Source organism: Streptomyces albiaxialis (genome assembly GCF_039530985.1).
In the GTDB taxonomy this organism is placed as follows: Bacteria; Actinomycetota; Actinomycetes; order Streptomycetales; family Streptomycetaceae; genus Streptomyces; species Streptomyces albiaxialis.
Genome location: NZ_BAAAPE010000005.1, coordinates 258,968 through 273,164 on the forward strand (window position 1 = coordinate 258,968; position 14,197 = coordinate 273,164).

Genomic DNA, 14,197 nt, shown 5'->3' on the forward strand with positions numbered 1-14,197 from the left:
GACGATCGCGCCATGTCCACCTTCCTGGAGACCGGGCGGCTGGCGCTGCGCGCCTTCACCCCGGCCGACGTCGACTCCCTGCTGGCACTCGACAACGACCCCGAGGTCACCCGGTTCATCAACGGCGGCCGTCCCACCACCCGCGAGGACATCCTGCGGCGGACCCTGCCGAAGCTCCTGCACGACCACCCCGCCTTCCGCACCCGCGGCTTCTGGGCGGCGGAGGAGCGGGCCACCGGCGTGTTCCTGGGCTGGTTCGAGTTCCGCCCGCTCGTGGACGACAGCCCCGCCGTGGTGGAGCTGGGCTACCGGCTGAACCGCGCCTCCTGGGGGCACGGCTACGCCACCGAGGGGTCCCGCGCCCTCATCCGCAAGGGCTTCACGGACCTCGGGGTCGAACGCGTCACCGCGAACACCATGACCGTCAACGCCCGCTCCCGCCGCGTCATGGAGAAGTCCGGCCTCTCCTTCGTACGGACGTTCACCGGCGACTGGCCCGAGGCGATCCCGGGTAGCGAGCACGGCGAGGTCGAATACGCCCTCACCCGCGCCGACTGGGCCGCCCGGGAGGACCGCGAAAGCGGCGAACGGGACCCCGCCGGATGACGCCCCGCCGGGACCGCGCGCGGCCGGGACCGGGCGCGCCGGTCCTCACTCGTACGCGCTCAGCACGCGCCGGGCCACCCGGCGTACGTCCGTGTCGAGCCGGGACTTGGGCGGATGGTGCCAGCGCTGATGCTCGACGGTCACCACCAGGTTGCCCTCGCGGACGGTCAGGGTGTGCCTGCGGTTCATGTTGCCCGTGCGCCGGAAGGTGAAGGAGTCACGCTCGATACGGGCCTCGTCGCCGAGGCCGCGCATCTCGGCGCCGTCCTCCGGGGTGACCGCGTCCCCGGCCAGTTCCGCCGCGCTCTCCCCGGTCAGCGGGGAGTCGGGCACCGCCTTGACCCGTACGGACAGGCTGGGCGACAGGTCGTCCCCCGATTCCCAGACGCAGCCGGTGACCCGGCCGTCGGCCCCGCCCTTCGGCGTGGTGTCCAGCGCCTCGGCGCCCGGTGCCAGGCGGGCCGCCTCGGAGCGGAGCCGCGCGCAGACGGGCTCGGCCTCGCTCGTCCCGCCCCCGGCCGGGTCCGCGAGGCGCCTCGCGGACCCGGGGACGTCGGCACCGAGCCGCTTCAGCACGTCGGCGGCCGCCACGCGCGCCGCCGCCTCCACCCGGTGGCGGGGCGGCACTTCGCCCCGCAGGCCGTCCTCCAGCGCCTCCGTACGGGCCGTCACGCGTACCGTCACGTTGCGGTGGCGGACCAGGATGCGGGCGCCGGACGCGCTGTCCCGCACCGAGCCGTGCGCGAGGGACTTCGCCTCGTCGCCCAGCCCCTTGAGCCGGTGCGCTCCGGCGAACGCCCCGTCGTCCCCGCCGTCCCCGCCGTCCCCGTTCTTCTCCTCGCCGGCTGACCGGAACGCCTTCCTCGCCACCGAGACCGCCGGCTCCCCGTCCCCGCCCGGCTGGTGCGCGGTGACCGTGACATCGAGCCTCCGCTCGGCGTGCGAGGGGGCGTACCGCTCCTCCCAGGAGCAGTCCTCGGGCGGCGGCATGCCTTTCCTGTACACGCGCAGCGCCTTGCGCGCCGTGGGCGAGACGGCCTCGCACGCCGTGGCGACCTCGTCGGGACGCAGATCGCCCTCGCGCCAGCCGCGCTTCCGGAGCGGGGTCGCGCCGTCCCACGGCACGGGCTCGGCGGCGTAGCGCCGCTTCTCGCCGCCCGAGCGCGGCAGCGGGTAGGCGACGATGCTCGCCTTGCCCGCCCTGCCCGCGCGGTGCAGATAGATCCGGTCGTCGTCCCACGCCACCCACAGCCGCGTGTGTACGCCGGTCTCCGTGATCCGCCCGACGGTGCGCTCCGCTCCGTCCCGCATCCCGAACGTCACGAGCACCGGAACGGGCATCCCCTTGGGGCTCTTCGTCTGCCGCAGGGCGAGCAGCCTGCCCCGGTGGACGCCGAGGACCCGCGCCCCGTCCTTGTGCTTCTTCCACCGCACCTTGCCGGTGCGCAGATCGTACGCGTACAGCGCCGGGTCCCGGTCGTAGCTCTTGACCAGCGTGTTCCCCCGCACATACGGGCCGCTCCAGCCGTCGCCGGCGGGGGCGGAGGACGGGCCTCCCAGTTCCTTGCCGATGGTGCGTACGGGTTCGCCGTCGGGGCCGTACGTCCGCAGGAGGTTGTGGCCCTCCTCGCTGACGCTCAGGACCAGGGGGTCGTCGGAGACGATGCGGAACAGGTGATCGCCGACGCGGTCCACCTTCGTGCGCCATACGGGCTCGGGGTCCGCGCCCTCGTAGAGCGCGAAGTGGGCCGGTGGGCCCTCGGCGGCGGGGATCCAGCCCGGCACGCGCTCCTTCGCCTTCCCCACGGGGGCCTCGCGGACGGCGAGATGGCGTCCGTTGTGGTCCACGTCGTGCGCGCACGCCTTGTCGCTCTTGAGGCGTGTGCCCAGGGACTTGCCGTCCCGCGCGCGGAACTGCTTCACGCCGTAGCACTCCAGGGTGACGGTGAGCGCCTCGTCGCCGATGCTGATGTCGGGCGCCCCGGAGCCCTTCCTCGGGCCGACGCGCTTCGCCCAGCGGACCTTGCCGTCGGCCAGGTCCACGGCGCCCGCGTAGCTGCAGCGGTCCTGCCCGCCCCGTTTCCGCTCGGTGAAGAAGAGCCCGCCGAGCCCGGCCCCGTTCGGCTTCTCCGACATCCCGCAGACGCCGCTCGTGCCCTCGGGCGCCTTCAGCGTCCACCGCTTCTCACCCGAACGCGCGTCGTATGCCCGGAGTTGGCCGCCGTCCTGCCGGACGAGGACACCGTGCCCCGTCCATACGGTCCCGCCGGCGTCGTCGCTCGGGGCGATCGATGTCTCCCACGCCTTCCGCAGCTTCTCCGGCTGTGCCGTGGAACGCGAGCCCTTGTCCCTGTCGCCGTCACCGTCGCCGTCGCCGCCGCCCGTGCAGGCACCGGCCACGAGCAGTGCGCAGAGCACCGCCGTGGCCGTGCCCCCTCGGACGCGCGTACGCGCACGTCGTGCCATGAACGCTCTCCCCCCGACCCCCGATTCCCCCTGACCGTACGGGCGGAGGGTAGCCGGGCGGCGGAGACCGCCGTCAACCTGACAACTCTCAGGGCACGCGGAACGCCCGCCGGTACGCGCCCGGGGTCGTGCCCACCTGGGCACGGAAGCGGCGACGCAGATTGACGGGCGAGCCGAGCCCGACCCGGGCCGCGACCGCCTCGACGGGCAGGTCCGTCTCCTCCAGCAGCGCGCGGGCCGCCGACACCCGGCGGGCCAGCAGCCACGCGCCCGGGCTCGTGCCGAGCCGCTCGGCGAAGCGCCGGGCCAGGGTGCGGGGCGAGACACCGAGGCGCGCGGCCAGGTCGTCCACCGACAGCGGCGCCCCGAGACGCTCCTCGGCCCAGGCGAGCAACGCGTCGAGCGCGTCGTCGTCCGGCGGCACGGCCGGAGCGGGCGGCGCCGGGGCCGAGGCCGGGGGCGGGAGCGGAGGCGGGGGCGCCGGAGGCGCGTACTGCGCCTGGCCGCCCTCGCGGTGCGGCGGCATCACCATGTGCCGCGCGAGCAGCGCCGCGTACGCGGCACCGTGGTCGCGCCGTACCAGGTGCAGGCACAGATCGATCCCGGCGCCCGCCCCGGCGCTGGTGGCGACGTCGCCGTGGTCCATGTAGAGCCGGTCGGACTCCACATGGACGCGGGGGAACTCGCGGCGGAGCTGCTCGGCGCGCGCCCAGTGCGTGGTGGCCGCGCGGCCGTCCAGCAGTCCCGTCCGGGCCAGCGCGAAGACCCCGGAGCAGATCGAGACCAGCCGCGCCCCTCGCGCGTGAGCCCGCAGCAGCGCGCGGCGCACGGGGTCGGGGAGCGGGTCCTCGACCGGCAGCCAGCCCGGGACGATCACGGTGTCGGCGGAGTCGAGCGCGCGGAGGCCGCGCGGCACGGACATCGTGTACCCGCCCGTCGTCGCCACGGGGCCGGGCGCCTGCGCGCACAGCTCCAGGGTGTAGCGCGCGGGCACGCCCGGCCTGCGCGTGCCGAAGACCTCGACGGCGCAGCCGAGTTCGAACGTCGACTGCACGGGCCGTACCAGGACCACCACATGATGCATGGCAGGAAAGTACCCCGAGGTGTCGGCTCGGTCTCTGTCGGCCCCGGCCCCGCGCGCGGCACCGTTGCGGGCATGCACCCAGAGATCCTCGACCAGGAGGGCTACACCTCCGTCACCGCCGACGCGTCCCCCGTACGCGAGCTGTTCCCCGGCATCCGGCTGCGCTCCCTGTGGAAGGGGCCCAGCGGCGCGCACGCCCATGTGCTGGAGATGGATCCCGGCACCTCCTGGCCGCACCGCGATGTCCACGAGCCCGGACCGGAGGAGGTCTACGTGGTCTCCGGCACGTTCCACGACGGGGCCCGCGACCACCCGGCCGGTACGTTCCTGCACGCCCCGGCCGGGTCGTGGCACGTCCCCGCGACCACCACCGGCTGCACGCTGTTCCTCTTCTACCCGGAGGGCTGAGGCCCGGGCCGGGCGGCGTCAGGTCCCCGTGAAGCGGGGAGCGCGCTTTTCCAGGAAGGCGTGGATGCCCTCCTGTCCGTCGGCGGTGTCGAACAGCGCGCCCAGCGCGGCCTGTTCGGCGGAGAGCGCGGCGCCCAGCTCCTGGGCCGCGCCGCCGTCGACGACCCGCTTGGCGGCGCGTACCGCGAGCGGAGCGCGCGTCGCGAGGCGTACGGCCAGGGCGAGGGCTCTTCCGGCCAGCTCCTCCGGCTCGGCGACCTCGGTCACCAGGCCGCGCCGCACCGCCTCGTCGGGGCGGACGCGGCGCCCGGTCATCACCAGCTCCTTGGTGAACCGGGTGCCGGCGGCGCGCGCCAGCCGCTGCGTCCCGCCGCCGCCGGGGATCAGACCGAGCGTGACCTCGGGCAGCGCGAACCGGGCGCCGGTGGAGGCGAGGAGGAAGTCGCAGCACAGCGCGATCTCGAAGCCGCCGCCGAAGGCATAGCCGTTCACGGCGGCCACGGTGGGCTGCGGCAGCGCTTCGAGCGCGTCGAACACCTGCCGCGAGGCGCGCTGGTACTCCAGGAATGCCTCGGTGCTCACGCCCACGTACTCGCCCACGTCGGCACCGGCGACGAAGCCGCGCCCGGTGCCGGTGAGGACGAGCGCGCGTACCTCGCGGTCCTGGCGGACGCGCACAAACTGCTCGCCGAGCGCGGCGACGAGCGGGCCGGAGAGCGCGCCCAGCTTCTCCTCCCGGTCGATCCTCAGCACCCGTACGAGGCCGCCGCCCTCCACCGCGTGGTCCTGGACGACCAGGTGCGGGTGGGGCCGTTCGGCCTCGCCCGCCGTCACGGCCGGGGCCTCCTCGCGTGCGCTCATCGGGCCTCACCGACCAGTCCGGCGAGGCTCTCGGCGTCGAGCACCTCACCGAGGACCTCGGCCGTGTGTTCCCCCGTACGCGGCGGGGCGAGCCGCTGGCGCCACGGGGTGGCGCTGAGCGAGACGGGGCTGCCGACCAGCTCGACCGGGGTGCCCGCCGGCCCCTCGACGGTCACGAGGAGGTCCGAGCCCTCCTCGCGCAGCTCGTCCACGGCCTCCCGGGTCGTCCGCACCCGGGCCGCCCAGACCCCGCGCGGGAGGAGCGCGTCGAGCCAGTGCCGGACCGTCCGGGTCCGGGTCACGGCCTCCAGCGCCATCTTGGCCTCGTCGCGTTCGGCCCAGGCGTCGAAGCGGGCGAGGTGCGGCGCGCCGACGGCCTCGGCGACCGTCTCCAGGGGCGCCATCGCGACGGCCAGCCAGCCGTCCTCGGCCTCGTAGACGCCGAACGGCGCGGAGAGCCACGCCTGTCCGATGCCGGACGCGGACCGCTCGTAGTCGGTGCCCTGGTTCACGAAGGCCGAGATCTCCTGGCACTGCATCGCGATCGCGGTCGAGTAGAGATCGACCTCCACGCGCTGTCCGACGCCGTGCGTGGCGCGGGCGAGGAGCGCGGCCATGATGCCGTTGGCGAGGGTGAGCGCGGTGGCGTGGTCGACGACGGCGGTGCCCGCCGGGGTCGGCGGGTCGGTGTCGCGTCCCGTCGAGGCCGCGAGGCCGGACATCGACTGGATGAGGAGGTCCTGGCCGGGGCGGCCCGCGCGGGCGAAGACGGTGTCCTGGCCCCAGCCGGACCCGGAGCAGTAGACGATGTCGTCCCTGACGGCCTTGAAGTCCTCGTATCCGAGGCCGAGCCGGTCCATCACGCCGGGGCGGAAGTTCTCCACGACCACGTCGCACGTCGCGCCCAGCTTCAGCAGCGCGTCCCTCGCGCGCGGGTCCTTGAGGTCGAGGGCCACCGACCGCTTGTTGCGGTTCATCGCGAGGAACGCCGCGGATTCGCCGTCGACGTACCCGCCCATCATGGCGAGGTCCCGCTCCCACTCCCCCGCGGGCCGTTCGACCTTGATGACGTCGGCGCCGAAGTCGGCGAGGACCTGGGTGGCGAAGGGGCCCAGCATCATCTGGGTGAAGTCGAGGACGCGTATCGCGTCGAGCGCTTGCATGGTCAGTGTTCCTCTCGTTCGGACCGTCCGGATCCTCCGGATCGCCCGGTCAGCAGCTTCCGCAGGGCGGCGCGGTCGGTCTTGCCCGCGGCGTTCCTCGGGATCTCCGGTACGGCGTGCACCGCGACGGGCTTCTTGTAGCCCGCCAGCGCCCCGGCGCAGGCACGGGCGAGGGCGGCGAGGACGTCCTCGCCGGGGGTGCCGGTGCGGGGGCCGCCGTCGAGGACGACGGCGGCGGTGACGCCCTCGCCCCACTCCGGGTGCGGCAGGCCCACGACGGCGGCCTCGCGGACCCCGGCGACGGGGGCGAGCACCCGCTCGACCTCGGCGGGCTGGACGTTGAACCCGCCGGTCACGATGGTCTCGCCGGAGCGGCCGGTGAGCCGTACGTAGCCGTCCGCGTCGATCTCGGCCAGGTCGCCCGTGCGGAACCAGCCGTCGCGGAAGGCCGCGGCGGTCAGCTCCGGACGGTTCCAGTACCCGGCCATCACGGTGTCGCCGCGCACCTCGATCTCGCCGTCCGCGAGCCGCAGTTCGACACCGTCGGCGACCCGGCCCGCCGAGGCCAGACGGCCGGGCACGCCGGAGTCGTGGTCGGCGGGGGCGAGCACCGTGAGGGGCGCGAGGGCCTCGGCGAGCCCGTAGAACTGGGTGAGCGCCCCGGGAAAGACCTCCGCCGCCGGGGCCAGGGCCTCGGCGCCGAGGGGCGAACCGCCGTACGGGACGGCCCTGATGCCCGGCACCGGGGCCGTACGGGGCGCTGCGGCCCGCGCGATCCGTTCGAGCATGACCGGCGCCAGCGGCAGGACCGTCACCCCGTACGCCTCGACGGCGTCCAGGACCGCACCCGCGTCGAAGCGGGACATGGTGACCGTCGCCGCGCCGCTCACCGCGCAGTCGAGCCCGATCGAGCCGCCGAAGTGGCTCATGGGCGCCACCGCGAGGACGACGTCACCCGGCCCGACCGGGGGCAGCACCCCCAGCGCCCGTACGGTCTGCGCCGCCCAGGTCCCGTGGGTGACGACCACGCCTTTGGGGCGGCCGGTCGTCCCCGAGCTGTACATGAGCATCGCGATGTCGGCGGGAGCGGGCGCGGGCCAGCCGGGGGGCGGTGGCGTGGACGCCGCCGCGAGAACGGCAGGAGTGAGGACCGGGCTGCCCGTACGGCCGGGGGCGTCGTCGGCGCAGGCCGTCACCGCCGCCGACGCCCCCGCGTGGGCGAGCGCCGCCCGTACGGCCTGCTCGGCGCCCGGGGTGCAACAGACCACGCGGGCCCCGCAGTCGGCGGCGATCCCGGCGATCTCGCGCGGGTGCAGCCGCGGCGAGAGCGCGACCCGTACGAGCCCGGAACCGAGGACGGCCCGGTCGAGGACGCGGAGCAGCACGCTGTTGGGAAGGGCGAGGACGACGCGGTCGCCGGGCCCGGCGCCGAGCACGGCGAGCCGCGCGACGGCCGTACGGGCGAGCTCGGCGACCTGGGCGAAGGTCAGCCACCCGGCGGCGGAGCCCGTCGCGGGGTGGCCGACGTCCGCCGACCGCAGCGCCCGCCGGTCCCCGTACGCGGCCTCGGCGCGGGCGAACTGCTCGGCGACGGTCGCGGGGCCGGATACGGGCCGGGGCGTGGTCGCGGGGCCGGACGCGCGCCCGTGGTCAGGCGCGGACATGCTTGCGCCACAGATTGCCGAGCTCGGTCACGATGTCGCGCCCCCGTACGCCCTTCGCCAGCCCCCGGTGCAGCTCCTCGGCCGCCGCGCGCTGGTAGGCCGGATAGCCGGGGAGGCGGGGGCGCAGGAAGGAGCGGTCCATGGTGGCGAGGGTGGACCGGTAGAAGCCGGTGACCTCGTCGTCGACCCGCGCGTCCAGCCACACCGAACGGCGGCCCGCCTGCCCTCCGGCGGCGTGCGCGGGCCCGCGCTGGACCTGCGCGGAGGTCGCGAGGCGGACGAACGCGGCGGCGTCCCGACCGGCGTCCGAGCGGGCGGAGACGGCGAGTCCCACCCCGCCCGTGAGCGTGCCCACGGGCTCGTCGCCGAGACGCGGCGCGTCGGTGAACGCCACGAGCGCGGGGCGCGCGCCGGGCCGGGCGTAGGTGACGTAGCCGAACACCAACGGGCAGTAGAGCGCCGCGTCGTGCGGGTCGGCCAGCCGTTCGAGCACGGCGATGGGGTCGGCGGCCGACGACTCGGGGGCGCACAGCGCCAACAGGCGGCGGGCCCGTTCGACGGCCTCCCCCAGCAGCGCCGGGTCCACGCCCGCGTCCCCCCACCACTCCGGCCGCCCGTCGGCGCCCCGGCGCCAGCCCTCGCGCGGTCCGGCGGCGGTGTCGGCCCCGGCCTCGCACAGGGAGAGCACGGTGCCCCACAGATGAGTCGGGTTGGCCGCGAGCAGCACCGCCTCGCGCCCGTGCCGGCGCGCGAACGCGGGGACGTCGTCCCACCGCTCCGGTATCTCCGTACGCTCCACCGCCCCGGCGCGGTGGGCGGCGACCATGCAGGCGGCGTCGACCGCGCCGCCCCACTGGCGCCCGCGCCAGTGGTAACTGGCGTGGCTCGGCCCGGCCGAGTCCCCGGCGCGCTCGCGCAGCTCGCCGGGCGGGAGCACGGAGTCGAGCGGCAGCAGGGCCCCGGCCTCCACCGCGTCGCCGATGAAGGGGTGGTCGAGCGCCACCAGGTCGTACTCCCCCGTCAGCTCGGCCACGGGCGTGTCCTCGAACTCACGCAGCGACCGCGCGGTCCATTCGACAGTGACCCCGGTACGGCGCGCGAACGCGTCGCTGCCCGCACGCAGGGCATCGATGCCGCGCGGATGGTCCCACGTGATCCCCCGAAGACGGCTGACGTCCCGCATCAAGGCTCCTTCTCCGGTTCTCCGGCTCTGGCTGTGCTCCGGCTCTATGACGAGGCCGCTGGTAAAACGTCTTACCAGCAGCGTAACCGCTACCCAGGGCGCGAGCAAAGGGCGCTTTCCTGAGGCTTACCGCGACGAAGGGCTCAGCGAGAACGGCTCGACAGCGGGAGCGCGAGGCAGGCGGAGCCGGGGCGCGCGGCGCTCCTCGTTCCTGCCACTCCTGCCCTCCCTGGCATTCCTGCGCGGCCGCCCACTCCTGATGCGCCGTGCGGACGCGGTCCCACAACGCCGCTCGGGCGGGGGCGTCGACGTCGGAGAGGTCCAGGCGGAAGACGTCGGTCAGCACGTCGTACCTGTCGTCCGCCGAGTCGACGGTCCGCTCGGACGTACCTTCGCCCTCGATCCGACGCAGCACACAGCCGCGCAGCATGTCCACGCCCTTGGCGTCCCGGAGCTGGACCTGGAGGACCCGGACGAACCCGGAGTCGGGAGACGTGGACAACTCGCGGTGCTCGGCGTCGAACGAGGACAGCCCCACCGGCTCGTACATGCCTCCGGCGAGCCCGGTGTCGACCAGCCACCGCTCGCCGTCGAGGAGCACGGTGAGCGCGAGATGGTCGCCGTCCGGGCCGTCGGGGTCCTCGGCCCCGACGGCCGTCCGCCGCCCCGTCCGGTTGTCGATGGTCTCGTACGGCACCCGGGGAGACGAGCGTCGGCCAGCCTGAGGCTTCCCCTTGCTTGTGCAAGCAGATAGAGTGCCGAGGCGTGGATGACCTCGTGCTGAACGACACCGCCCCCTCCGTCCCCTCCGCCCCCGCCGGTGACGAGGAGGACGACCGGTGGTGCATGGCCGTACGCCTGCTCGGCCAGGTGGAGAAGCAGTTGGACACGACGCTGCAACGTCACCACGGACTGCCGCTCTCGGAGTACCGGGCCCTGTGCGCGCTGAGCCGGGCGGAGGGCGCCGAGGCGATGCGGATGGGCGAACTCGCCGACCGTATCGGCCTCAAGGACAGCACCGTCACGCGGCTCGTGGCCCGGCTGGAGAGCCAGGGGCTGGCGGCCCGTACGTCCGGGTCCGGGTCCAGCACCCGGGACGGGCGGACCGTCACCGCCGTCATCACCGAGAGCGGCCGGAAGCGCTACGAGCAGGCCACCCCCACCTACCGCGCCGCGCTCGGCCGGGCCCTGGACACGGGGCGCGCCAACATCTACCTGGCCGACCTCGCCACGTGGGTACGCACCGGCCGCCCCGCGTCCGCCGACACCGACACCGACACCGACACCGACTTCGCCCCTGAGAGGACCTGACATGCCCTCCGGCGTGAGCACCGCCATCGAGCACTACGACCGGCTCCTCGCCGAGCACTACACCTGGATGGTCGGCGGCGACATCCGGCAACTCGGCGACCGTGAGGCCGACTTCCTCACCGAGCACGGCCTGTCCGGCCCCGCCCCCGGCGCCGCGGCGGTCGACCTGGGCTGCGGCCCCGGCGCCCACGCCCTCGCCCTGGCCCGCCTCGGCTACGACACGGTCCACGCCGTGGACACCAGCCGTACCCTGCTGGATGAACTGGCCCCGCTATCCGCCGAGTTCCCGGCGATCCACCTCACCCACGACGACCTGCGCACCGCACTCCCCCGGACCGTCGAGCCCGGCACGGCCCACGCGATCCTGTGCATGGGAGACACGCTCCTCCACCTGCCCGCCAGGCGCGACGTCCCCGCCCTCCTGGCCGACGTCGCCGCGGCCCTCTCCCCGGGCGGGCACTTCCTCGCCACGTACCGCGACCTCACCGGCGAACTGCGGGGCACGGACCGCTTCCTCCCGGTCCGCGCGGACGAGGACCGCATCCTCACCTGCTTCCTCGAATACCGCGACGAGGACACGGTCACCGTGCACGACCTGCTCCACGCCCGCACCGCCGGCTCCTGGCACTTCCAGGCCGGCAGCTACCCCAAGCTGCGCCTCGCCCCCTCCTGGCTGTCGGACCAGTGCCGGGCGGTCGGCCTCCACGTCCGGCCCGACGCCCCGGCGCCCGGCGGAATGCGCCTCTTGCACGCCACGAAACCCTGACCTGGCCTGTCAGGAAAGGGGGCCGGGCGGCCGTCCAGGCGGTCAAACCGGCGCAGGGCTCCGTGTCGGCGATGAATCCGGCCACGCGACGTCGTCGATCGCGAGCCACGGCGCGACGGCCACCGCCGTGGGAGTCGGCCCGGCGAACGACTTGACCTCGCGGTAGAGGTGGGACTGGTCGACGTAGCCGCTCTCGGCGGCGACGTCGGCGGCGGCACGGCCCGCCGTGAGAAGGCGGGTGGCGTGGTCGAACCGCACCAGGCGGGCCGCGCGTCGGGGAGTGATACCGAGCTGGGCCCGGAAGCGGGCCGACAGCCGCTTCCGGCTCCAGCCGACCTCGCCCGCAAGGCCCTCGACCCGCGCCCGCCCCCGGGAGGCGCGCGTCCGCCGCCAGGCGAAGGCGACCTCCGGGGCGACTGCCGGGGCGACTGCCGACCGGCCATCCAGGCGTCGTCGGCCGAGGAGGTCCGTCGCGAGCGTGAACCGCTCGTCCCAGGACGCGGCGGCGCGCAGCCTGTCCTCGTGCCCGACGCCGGGCGATTGCTCGACCCGTGCGTGCGGCACCGCGCCGTACTGGTGCACCGACGACGGTTCCCATCGGGGGTCGGCGGTGCCGAAAGCGGCCAGTACGGGCACGTCGAGGGCGGCGAGGCGCTCGGGCACACTCCGCTCGACGAGGTACTCCGTGTTCCGGCGCAGCACCGTCCTGAACGTTCGGTACGAGGTGCCCCGCATCTCGGCGACCATGTCGTCAGGGACGTCCACGGGACGGGCGGCGGTCGCCCTGATCCCCTTGCGCGTCATCGTGTCCGACCGCCGCGACCACAGGAGCGGGCCGAACGGCGGGCCCAGCAGGACGCGCAGGGCCAGCGGCTGCGGGAGGAGCGCGTCGGAGCTCGGGCCCGTGCTGAGCAACGCGATCGACCTCACCAGGTCGGGACGCCGTTCGGCGAGCGCGGTGGCGACATAGCCGCCGCTGGAATGCCCGACCACGGTGACGGGACCGAGGCCGAGGTGGTCCAGGTGCGCCGCCAACCGGACCGCCTGCTCGGGCACCTCGTAGGACACCGCGGGCGGTGACTGGCCGCAGCCCGGGAGATCGGCCCGGAGGACGTGATGATGACCGGCGAGTGCCGGGACGATCGGACTCCAGGAGCCCCCGGAGGCGCCCGATCCGTGGATGAGCAGCAGCGGTGGCGCCTGCCGAGGGCCGTCCTGGACCACATGCGTCCCCCGTACGTGCTCAACGCCGTGCTCGTTCATGCGAGCGCATGATCCGGGGGGGGCGCCGATCCTCGGTCTTGTACAAAAGTCCGTTGTCGAGTTGACGACCGCGTACGGTCGTCACGGCACCGGGCAGGGCACGGCCGCCGGTTCTCCACCACGCCCTAGGTCGGGTCCCTGACCCCCTTCCGGGATGTTCCCGATGGTCCGGCGGCGCGGTCCCTGGTGCGCTGTTCCCATGACTCGACTCACGTGGTCCCGCCTGCCCGCCGCCCTCGTCGCCGTCACCGTCGTCGCGGGGACGCTCGCCGTCACCACCGCGGCGGCCGGTCCGCCCCGTTCGACTTCGAAGGACCAGGACACACATACGCGGACCCAGAGAGCCCTGGACAGGATCGTCGCGCAGGGCACGCCCGGTGTCATCGCCGAGGTACGGGACGCGCACGGGGTCTGGAAGGGGCGGGCCGGAGTCCGGAATCTCGCCTCCGAACAGCCGCGGAGCCCCCGGGAGAGGTTCCGTGTCGCCAGTGTGACCAAGACCTTCACGGCCACGGTGCTGCTCAAGCTGGAGGCCGAGGGGAAGCTGTCACTGGACGACAGCGTGGCCGAATGGCTGCCGGGGGTGGTCCGGGGCAAGGGCTACCGGCCCGGGCACATCACCGTACGGCAACTGCTCAACCACACGAGCGGCATTTTCGACTACAACATGGACAAGGGGTTCCGCGCCCGGTACGCGGGTGACGAGTTCGAGCGGAATCGCCACGTCGAGTGGTCTCCGGCGAAGCTGGTGGACCTCGCGCTCGCGCATCCGCCCAACTTCCAGCCCGAGCAGGGCAGCAGGCCCGGCAGACCCGGCAAGTGGGACTACTCCGACACCAACTACGTCCTCGCCGGCATGGTCATCGAAAAGGTCACCGGCGGCAGCTACGCGCGGGCCGTCGAACGCCTCGTCATCGATCCGCTCGGCTTGCGCGGCACGCGCGTGCCCGGCCGGTCGCCCGCGCTGCCCTCACCACACGCGAGGCACTACTCCACGCTGTTCGAGGACGGCCCGCAGGCCAAGGTCCGCGATGTCACCGAGTTCAGTCCCACGGTCGCCTTCTCCGCCGGGCAGCTCATCTCGACCGCCCAGGACGTGAACACCTTTCTGTCCGAACTGCTGGCGGGCGACCTGCTGCCGCCCGCCCAGCAACGCCAGCTCCTCGACGCGGTCCCCGTTGACGGGGACAAGGGACACGGCGGCCCGCAGGACGTCTACGGCCTCGGCATACGGCACTTCAAGCTCGACGAGGGCTGTTGGGCCTGGGGCCACGGCGGCATGATCCCCGGTTCCGCGACCCGCACGCTCGCCTCGGCGGACGGCCGCCACGTCATGACGATGAACCGCAACGGCGACTGGGGAGAGCAGCGCCTGGAGGACGCCGCCGTCAGGACCGAGTTCTGCGGGACCTGACGGCAGCG

Annotated in this window: 11 protein-coding genes and 2 pseudogenes; 5 read left to right on the top strand and 8 right to left on the bottom strand. The window is 74.4% G+C overall.

Features of this window, described 5'->3' with window-relative positions; genetic code table 11:
- Positions 1–12: 12 nt before the first annotated feature.
- The gene (locus ABD343_RS09230; protein ID WP_344526022.1) at positions 13–606 is read left to right on the top strand and encodes a GNAT family N-acetyltransferase; all 594 of its coding nucleotides are present in this window, start codon (positions 13–15) and stop codon (positions 604–606) included.
- 45 nt (positions 607–651) lie between these two features.
- On the opposite strand, the gene ABD343_RS09235 is transcribed toward ABD343_RS09230, so the two are convergent.
- Both ABD343_RS09235 and ABD343_RS09240 read right to left on the bottom strand, forming a co-directional pair.
- The gene (locus tag ABD343_RS09235; RefSeq protein WP_344526024.1) at positions 652–3,072 is read right to left on the bottom strand and encodes an outer membrane protein assembly factor BamB family protein; all 2,421 of its coding nucleotides are present in this window, start codon (positions 3,070–3,072) and stop codon (positions 652–654) included.
- A gap of 88 nt (positions 3,073–3,160) precedes the next feature.
- On the bottom strand, positions 3,161–4,156 hold the full coding sequence (locus tag ABD343_RS09240; protein WP_344526026.1) for a GlxA family transcriptional regulator: 996 nt from the start codon (positions 4,154–4,156) through the stop codon (positions 3,161–3,163).
- A gap of 72 nt (positions 4,157–4,228) precedes the next feature.
- Between ABD343_RS09240 and ABD343_RS09245 the strand changes: the two genes are divergently transcribed.
- Complete coding sequence (locus tag ABD343_RS09245; RefSeq protein ID WP_344526028.1) at positions 4,229–4,564, top strand: cupin domain-containing protein; 336 nt, start codon at positions 4,229–4,231, stop codon at positions 4,562–4,564.
- A gap of 18 nt (positions 4,565–4,582) precedes the next feature.
- On the opposite strand, the gene ABD343_RS09250 is transcribed toward ABD343_RS09245, so the two are convergent.
- Genes ABD343_RS09250 through ABD343_RS09265 form a run of 4 tightly spaced genes read right to left on the bottom strand, consistent with a single transcriptional unit; the run spans position 4,583 to position 9,435 of the window.
- On the bottom strand, positions 4,583–5,425 hold the full coding sequence (locus tag ABD343_RS09250; protein WP_344526030.1) for an enoyl-CoA hydratase/isomerase family protein: 843 nt from the start codon (positions 5,423–5,425) through the stop codon (positions 4,583–4,585).
- A complete protein-coding gene (locus tag ABD343_RS09255) occupies positions 5,422–6,588 on the bottom strand; it encodes a CaiB/BaiF CoA transferase family protein (protein ID WP_344526032.1) in 1,167 nt (388 codons plus the stop codon). Before ABD343_RS09255 ends, ABD343_RS09250 begins: the two co-directional genes overlap by 4 nt.
- 2 nt (positions 6,589–6,590) lie before the next feature.
- Positions 6,591–8,252: a class I adenylate-forming enzyme family protein gene (locus ABD343_RS09260; protein WP_344526034.1), complete on the bottom strand. Its 1,662-nt coding sequence runs from the start codon at positions 8,250–8,252 to the stop codon at positions 6,591–6,593.
- Positions 8,239–9,435, bottom strand: a complete 1,197-nt coding sequence (locus ABD343_RS09265) for a hypothetical protein (protein WP_344526036.1) — start codon at positions 9,433–9,435, stop codon at positions 8,239–8,241. Before ABD343_RS09265 ends, ABD343_RS09260 begins: the two co-directional genes overlap by 14 nt.
- Before the next feature lie 765 nt (positions 9,436–10,200).
- Between ABD343_RS09265 and ABD343_RS09270 the strand changes: the two genes are divergently transcribed.
- Entirely contained in the window at positions 10,201–10,746 is a 546-nt protein-coding gene (locus ABD343_RS09270; protein ID WP_344526038.1) for a MarR family winged helix-turn-helix transcriptional regulator, read from the top strand.
- A gap of 1 nt (position 10,747) precedes the next feature.
- A complete protein-coding gene (locus tag ABD343_RS09275) occupies positions 10,748–11,512 on the top strand; it encodes a class I SAM-dependent methyltransferase (protein ID WP_344526040.1) in 765 nt (254 codons plus the stop codon).
- A gap of 42 nt (positions 11,513–11,554) precedes the next feature.
- On the opposite strand, the pseudogene ABD343_RS09280 reads toward ABD343_RS09275, so the two are convergent.
- Together ABD343_RS09280 and ABD343_RS09285 are read right to left on the bottom strand one after the other, a co-directional pair.
- Positions 11,555–12,034: pseudogene (locus ABD343_RS09280) on the bottom strand (helix-turn-helix domain-containing protein); the annotation flags it as partial.
- Positions 12,035–12,094: 60 nt separating this feature from the next.
- A pseudogene (locus ABD343_RS09285) lies at positions 12,095–12,775 on the bottom strand (alpha/beta fold hydrolase); the annotation flags it as partial.
- A gap of 199 nt (positions 12,776–12,974) precedes the next feature.
- On the opposite strand from ABD343_RS09285, the gene ABD343_RS09290 reads away from it, so the two are divergent.
- A complete protein-coding gene (locus ABD343_RS09290) occupies positions 12,975–14,189 on the top strand; it encodes a serine hydrolase domain-containing protein (RefSeq protein WP_344526042.1) in 1,215 nt (404 codons plus the stop codon).
- The last annotated feature ends 8 nt before the right edge of the window (positions 14,190–14,197 follow it).

Coding starts and splice junctions, on each gene's coding strand:
- ABD343_RS09230 (WP_344526022.1), top strand. CDS start 13: ATGTCCACCTTCCTGGAGACCGGGCGGCTGGCGCTGCGCGCCTTCACC.
- ABD343_RS09235 (WP_344526024.1), bottom strand. CDS start 3,072: ATGGCACGACGTGCGCGTACGCGCGTCCGAGGGGGCACGGCCACGGCG.
- ABD343_RS09240 (WP_344526026.1), bottom strand. CDS start 4,156: ATGCATCATGTGGTGGTCCTGGTACGGCCCGTGCAGTCGACGTTCGAA.
- ABD343_RS09245 (WP_344526028.1), top strand. CDS start 4,229: ATGCACCCAGAGATCCTCGACCAGGAGGGCTACACCTCCGTCACCGCC.
- ABD343_RS09250 (WP_344526030.1), bottom strand. CDS start 5,425: ATGAGCGCACGCGAGGAGGCCCCGGCCGTGACGGCGGGCGAGGCCGAA.
- ABD343_RS09255 (WP_344526032.1), bottom strand. CDS start 6,588: ATGCAAGCGCTCGACGCGATACGCGTCCTCGACTTCACCCAGATGATG.
- ABD343_RS09260 (WP_344526034.1), bottom strand. CDS start 8,252: ATGTCCGCGCCTGACCACGGGCGCGCGTCCGGCCCCGCGACCACGCCC.
- ABD343_RS09265 (WP_344526036.1), bottom strand. CDS start 9,435: ATGCGGGACGTCAGCCGTCTTCGGGGGATCACGTGGGACCATCCGCGC.
- ABD343_RS09275 (WP_344526040.1), top strand. CDS start 10,748: ATGCCCTCCGGCGTGAGCACCGCCATCGAGCACTACGACCGGCTCCTC.
- ABD343_RS09290 (WP_344526042.1), top strand. CDS start 12,975: ATGACTCGACTCACGTGGTCCCGCCTGCCCGCCGCCCTCGTCGCCGTC.